Annotated in this window: 5 protein-coding genes; 4 read left to right on the top strand and 1 reads right to left on the bottom strand. The window is 60.5% G+C overall.

Annotated elements, in window-relative coordinates; translation table 11 throughout:
* The 3 genes from F8N12_RS25255 to F8N12_RS25245 all read left to right on the top strand — a co-directional run.
* Positions 1–1,141, top strand: a 1,141-nt coding sequence (locus tag F8N12_RS25255) for a TolC family protein (protein ID WP_150582815.1), incomplete at its 5' end; no start/stop codon positions are given.
* An 81-nt stretch (positions 1,142–1,222) separates the two neighbouring features.
* Entirely contained in the window at positions 1,223–1,858 is a 636-nt protein-coding gene (locus F8N12_RS25250; RefSeq protein WP_150582814.1) for an NADH:ubiquinone oxidoreductase subunit N, read from the top strand.
* 307 nt (positions 1,859–2,165) lie between these two features.
* Entirely contained in the window at positions 2,166–3,671 is a 1,506-nt protein-coding gene (locus F8N12_RS25245) for a YdgA family protein (protein ID WP_150582813.1), read from the top strand.
* A gap of 3 nt (positions 3,672–3,674) precedes the next feature.
* Here the strand turns inward: F8N12_RS25245 and F8N12_RS25240 are convergent, their stop codons facing one another.
* Entirely contained in the window at positions 3,675–5,201 is a 1,527-nt protein-coding gene (locus tag F8N12_RS25240; RefSeq protein ID WP_150582812.1) for an apoptosis inducing factor family protein, read from the bottom strand.
* 139 nt (positions 5,202–5,340) lie between these two features.
* Here F8N12_RS25240 and F8N12_RS25235 point away from each other — a divergent pair, with 139 nt between their 5' ends.
* Entirely contained in the window at positions 5,341–5,901 is a 561-nt protein-coding gene (locus tag F8N12_RS25235; RefSeq protein ID WP_150582811.1) for a YbhB/YbcL family Raf kinase inhibitor-like protein, read from the top strand.
* Positions 5,902–6,000 lie beyond the last annotated feature (99 nt).

The raw sequence follows: 6,000 nt of genomic DNA, 5'->3' as shown, positions 1-6,000 counted from the left end.
GGGCTGGAGTGGCGGCGTGAAGATCGGCGCGCAGCGCTTGCAGGAATCCGGCGAAGCGTTTCTGCTGGCAGACAAAGTGCCGGTGGCCAACGTCGGCGACATCGGCATTACCACCTCCTATCAGTTCGACCTGTTCGGCACCTTGCAACGCGGCATCGAGGCGGCCAAGGCCAATGCCGATGCGACGCAAGCGGCGGCCGACACCGCACGCATTACTCTGGTCGCGGACGTTGTGCGGGCTTATACCCAAGTTTGCGCGGCCAACGAGGAAGAGGAGATCGCCCGGCATTCCCTCGACCTGCAAGCGCAGAGCACTGCGCTGACCCAACGCCTGCGCGACGCCGGGCGGGGTGATGAAACACAAGTGACGCGCTCGCAAACCCAATTCAAATCCTTGCGCGCCGACATGCCACGCTATGCAGCGGCGCGTCAGGCCGGGCTGTTCCGCTTGTCGATGCTGCTGGCCAAGCCGCTCGACCAGCTGCCTGCCGGCACCGGCGAATGCGCCGAACTGCCAAAAATCAATCGGCTGTTGCCGGTGGGCGACGGTGCAACGCTGCTCAAACGACGTCCCGATGTGCGTCAGGCCGAACGCCGATTGGCTGCCGCGACGGCCGGCATCGGCATTGCTACCGGCGAGTTGTACCCGGACATCAGCATCGGCGCGAGCGTCGGCACCGTTGGTCTGCTGGAAAACCTCGGCAAACCGGCGGCCAATCGCTGGGGCTTCGGCCCACTGCTGACCTGGACCGTACCGTCGAACGGTTCGCGCGCACGTATCCGCGAGGCCGAAGCGACAAGCCAAGGCGCGCTGGCGCATTTTGATGGCGTGGTGCTCAACGCAATTCGCGAAACCCTGACCGGCCTCGCACAGTATTCCGCGCTGCTGCAGCGCCGCGATGCGTTGGCTGATGCCGAACAGTCGGCGCAACTGGCAGCCGATCAGACACATCGCTTCTTTACCGCCGGTCGTGCTTCCTTTCTGGCGGACCTGCAAGCCACTCGCACCTACACCAACGTACGGGCGCAACTGGCGGCGGCCAACACCCAAGTGGCGATGAGTCAGATCGACTTGTTCCTGGCCTTGGGCGGCGGTTGGGAAAGCGGACGAACGCAAGCTTCAAACTCCGGCAAACCCTGAACCCATTGCTATGCTTTGACTTGATGGGATCGCGCGCCGATTTCATCGATCAAGGCTTGCGTTGGTCATGGGGATACAATAATGAGAAACCCTTATGCTCCCGGCTTCTGGTGCGCAATCGCCGCACTGGTGCTGCTCTCGGCCACTTATTTTTACGGCATCATGCTGGCGCATCAGATCGAGACAGCGCTGATTTTCCTCGACAGCGTCGCCGCCCTGATCGCGGTGATGGCAATCGTGGTGGTGGCGTGGTCCTCGGTTCAAGATCAACGGGTCAAAAAAAGACAATGCGAACGCGGCAAGACGCGGGTGTTGATCTGGGACACCAAAGTCGCTTTGCGTCGCGTCGAAACGGTCTTTGATCGTTATTTCTGGGGCAGTTACTGGCAACCGGGACGCACTTTTCAGGAGGTCATGGGCGAGCTCACCGGCACGCCGCTGGAAAAAAGTCTCGAAACCCTGAAGAAGCAGTGTCTGGAACTGGACAAGCAAATTGCCGATGAAGACTGGCACTGGCTCAACAATGCCCGCGAACTCTCCGCAGTCGCTACCGCCATGGCGCGGGAACGCTATCAGCTGGACTTCTGCGATCCTCGCGCCGAAGTCACGGGCGGGGCGGTAATCAATCGTGATTTTGAGGTGCTGGTGTACACGTGGACCGCGCGTTTGAAGAGCTTTGATCATCAGCTGGACGAGATTGAGGTTCAGTATTCCTGATTGCTGTCCGGCGTTATGCGCCGTATGAGCAAGCTTGCTCGCGATGGCGGACGCCGCGTCAATACCTTTGCGTCTGTGGGAACGCTATCGCGAGCAAGCTTGCTCATACACGCGATCGCAAATCCCTTTGCGCCGAAACTCTCGCTTGATACCCGCAGTCCATAGACACTCTTTAACCTTTAAACGTTGAGCCGTGCGACGCGGCTGATGCTAATCTGCACCGCACTTTCAGCGCAGTCGTGTCCAGACCCGTCACGGGTTGAGGGAAGACGGCCACATTTCAACTACGGACATTGATCAAGTCATTATGAATAAATCAGCAGGCGTGCTTCTTGGAATTGTTGTGGCCATCGGTGCAATCAGCGCGGGCGGTGCCTGGTACACCGGGACCAAAATCGAAGGCGTCTTGAACACCTCGATCGCAGACGCCAACAAAGAACTGCAAGCCGCGCTGGTCGGGTCCAACGGCACTGCTTCGCTGGAGCTGGTCTCGCTGGAACGCCACGTGTTCAGCAGCACCGCACATTACCGCCTCAAGGGCGAAGGCGAGATGTTCGGCGAGGCCCCGGTCGAACTGCTGCTTGTCGATAACATCGAACATGGTCCGTTGCCGTTTTCTCGCTTGATATCGCTGAAGTGGCTGCCGGTCATGGCCACCAGTCACTACGAACTGGAAAGAACCCCGCTCACCGAAAAATGGTTCGCCGCCGCCAAGGACAAATCGCCGCTGACCGGCGTGGTCAACATCGGCTACGACCGCTCCACCAACGGCACGTTGCAATTGCTGCCGCTGGACATGGCACTCGACGCCAAGTCCAACCTGAAATTTTCCGGCCTGAACATGGACGTTGCTGCCAACGCCCAGGCGCAAAAAGTCAAGGCCGATGGCTATATGGACAACCTGGTACTGACCAGCGTCGCGGAAGACCAGACACCCGTGAAGGTCGAGCTGAACGGCCTTACCGTTGCCAGCAACCTGGTGAAAAGCACTTACGGCTATTACACCGGCGAAAACACCATCGAGCTGACCGACAGCAAAACCACGTTCGGCGCGAAGCAGTCGGTGGTGGGCGTGAAAAAGTTCGAAATGAAGAACCAGACGGAAGAGAAGGGTACCAGCGCGTCCGGGCGGGCCGATTACAAGGTGGGTGAAGTGTCGCTGAACGGCAAGACTATCGGTTCAGCGCAAATGGCCATGAGCCTGAAGAATCTCGACATTCCGGCGAGCATGTCGCTGATGCAGGTTTACCAGACCAAACTGCAGCCTTACGAAAAAGCGGCTGCCGAGGCCGCTGCTGCGGGTGAGCCGGCGCCTGAACTGGTGCTGACTCCGGCCGAGGAGGCTCAGGTCAAAACCGGTCTGGAGAAGCTGTTGGCCGCCGGTCCTCAAGTAGCCCTGGAGAACCTTTCGTTCAAGACCACTAATGGCGAAAGCCGCGCCAATCTGGTGCTCGACCTGACCAAGCCGCAATCCATGGACCTGCCGCCAGACCAACTGACCAAGCAGCTGATTGCGCTACTGGATTTAAATCTGCAAGTGTCCAAGCCGATGCTGGTTGATCTGCTGAGCGTGCAGGGCCAGCTCGACGGTCAGACCGATGCCAAACTCGTCGCCGATCAAGCCACCGCCACTGCGGACATGTTCGGGGCCATGGCGGTGGGTTCTCAGTTCGCCAAGGCTGAAGGGACCAATATCGTGACCAAGCTGCATTACGCCAACAATCAGGTGGAATTCAACGGCCAGAAGATGACCGTCGAAGAGTTTGTAGGCTTCGTCATGAGCAAAGTGGGCGGCGTCAGCGTTACCCAATAACGCCTAGACGTCCCGGACCAGCCGCCACGCCTCATCTACCGGCAGCGGCTGTTTCATGCGCTCCGCCAGCATCGCCATCGCCCGTCCTTCTTCGCAGGCGATGGCGGCTACGACCAAGCCCTTCTGACCGAACAGCCCAATGAAGGGCGGATGGTACGGATCGCCCTTGAACTCGACTTCATCCCAGCTTTCGGCATGGCCAAGGTAGTCGTAGTTTTTGCCGTAGTGCCACGTCCAGAAAAACGGTACATCCAGATAATGTTCGTCGCCACCCAGCATATTGGCTGCCGCGATGCGCGCGTGTTGTTGCGCGAGTCGCCAATGTTCGATGCGGGTGGGCTGGCCGTTGAACGGGAAGGTCGCGATGTCGCCGGCGGCCCAGAGCCCATCGGTCACGCGCATGCCACCATCGACTGTCAGTGAGTGGTCGTCTTCCATTGGTAATCCGCTAAACGCGTCGGTTGCCGGGCTGACGCCAATACCGACCAATACCAGGTCTGCCGGCAGACGCTGACCGTTTTCCAGCAGCACCGCTTCGACGTTCTGTGAACCTACAATCTCCGCCGCTTCGCTGTCGCTGCGAAACACCACACCGTGGGCGACATGACGGGCAAGAATCGCCTTGCCGACCGTTTCGCCAAACTGTTTAGCAAATGGCACCGCGTGTTTTGCCAGAACCGTGACGTCCAGACCGTGTTCGCGCAAGGCGCCGGCGGATTCCATGGCGATAAAGCTGTCGCCGATGATCACCGCGCGTTGGCCGGGTTTGGCGGCTTCGAGGATTTGCTGAGCCTGATCCTTCGAGCGCAGCAAGAACACTTGCGGTAAATCGGCGCCGGGCAGCTTCAATGGATTTGGCGTGCCGCCGGTCGCGAGTACGGCCGCGTCATAGGCGAGGGTCTGGCCGTCTTTAAGGCGGACGATGCGATTCGCCGCCTCCAGACTTGCCACTTCACCAGTGATACGGTCGATGCGTTGCTGACGATAAAAGTCTTCATCACGCAACGGCGGCACCTCGTCGGGTGGCATCTCGCCGGCAAGCACAAACTTGCTCAGCACCGTGCGGTCGTAACCGGCCTCGGGCTCGCGATCGATCAGCGATATCCGGCCACCGAACCCTTTTTCCCGTAGCGCTGCGGCGCACGCCGTGCCTGCGGCGCCTGCTCCGACAATCAAAAACGTCCGGTCATCATCGGCCGGTGGCGTGTGGGCATCCGGCAGTGCATGTTCGTTGACCCAGACCTCGTCGCCGCGCAGCTCCAGCGGATAACGCTTGAGGCTGTCCAGCGACGGCGGCTCGCACAACGCGCCATCTTCGATCCGAAACGCCGCCTTGTGCCACGGGCAGATCAGCCGGCCGTGACACACCGCGCCTTCGGCCAGCGGCGCGCCAGCGTGCGGGCACGCGCCCTGGTAAGCGCGCAATTGATCACCGACTCGCAGCAGGACGATTTTGGTCTCGCCGATGCTGACTTCCAAACCTCGGTTTTCGGGCACATCGGCTAAACGGGCAACGCGGTGCAGGGCCATGATTGCTCTCCAGTCAGGCGTTTAACTTGAGAGTTGTGTGCCAGCGGCGAGGTTCAGCCAATCGCCACTGCCACCGCACGAACGGTCCGGCTATAGTTTGCACGCCGACCACGGCCTCACCCGCACAAGGTGCTCCGGAATGACCCGATTGACCTCTTTGAACCCTTGGCTGGCGGCCGTTGCAGTCGCCCTTTGCGTGCAATTGCCCGCGCAAGCCCAGGAGCGCTTCACCCTCAGCATGCCCGGTGTTTCCGACAACCGCCTGTTCACCTCGGTCGCGGTCAGTGACGCAAATGGCTGCGGCGGTAAGAATCAGTCCCCGGCGCTGGCCTGGAACGCCGGCCCCGCAGGCACGCAGAGCTACGCGATCGTCATGCACGATCCAGACGGTCAGAAAGGCCTCGGCGTGGATCACTGGCTTCATTACGGCATCCCGCCAACGACTCGCCAGATTCCCGCTGGTGTCGGTGCAAAATCCGCCTTCGAGGGCGAAGCGGGTGTTAACAGCAAAGGCAGCACGGGCTACATCGGCCCATGCCCGCCGGTGGGGGACAGCTCTCACCACTACATTATTCAGCTCTACGCCCTGGACCTTGCTCCGCAGGCATTGCCTGCCGGTTTGACCCGCGCGCAACTGATGGAAAAAATCAAAGGTCATGTGCTGAGAAACAGCAGCGTGGTGCGGCGTTATCACCGCTGACGTTTTACTCCGGTTCTGCGCCAGCGCCGCCAGCGCCGCCAGCGCCGACTGCGCCGAGGCGGAAGGCGCACGTTGCGCAAGCGCTTCCCAGCGCAAAGC

It is taken from the genome of Pseudomonas fluorescens, from assembly GCF_902497625.1.
Taxonomy (GTDB): domain Bacteria; phylum Pseudomonadota; class Gammaproteobacteria; order Pseudomonadales; family Pseudomonadaceae; genus Aquipseudomonas; species Aquipseudomonas fluorescens_BQ.
Note: the sequence above shows the minus strand (reverse complement) of the source record. Positions and strands in the feature narration are given on the sequence as shown.

Bases quoted from the DNA above. Each gene is read 5' to 3' on its own strand.
- F8N12_RS25250 (WP_150582814.1), top strand. From the start codon at position 1,223: ATGAGAAACCCTTATGCTCCCGGCTTCTGGTGCGCAATCGCCGCACTG.
- F8N12_RS25240 (WP_150582812.1), bottom strand. From the start codon at position 5,201: ATGGCCCTGCACCGCGTTGCCCGTTTAGCCGATGTGCCCGAAAACCGA.
- F8N12_RS25245 (WP_150582813.1), top strand. From the start codon at position 2,166: ATGAATAAATCAGCAGGCGTGCTTCTTGGAATTGTTGTGGCCATCGGT.
- F8N12_RS25235 (WP_150582811.1), top strand. From the start codon at position 5,341: ATGACCCGATTGACCTCTTTGAACCCTTGGCTGGCGGCCGTTGCAGTC.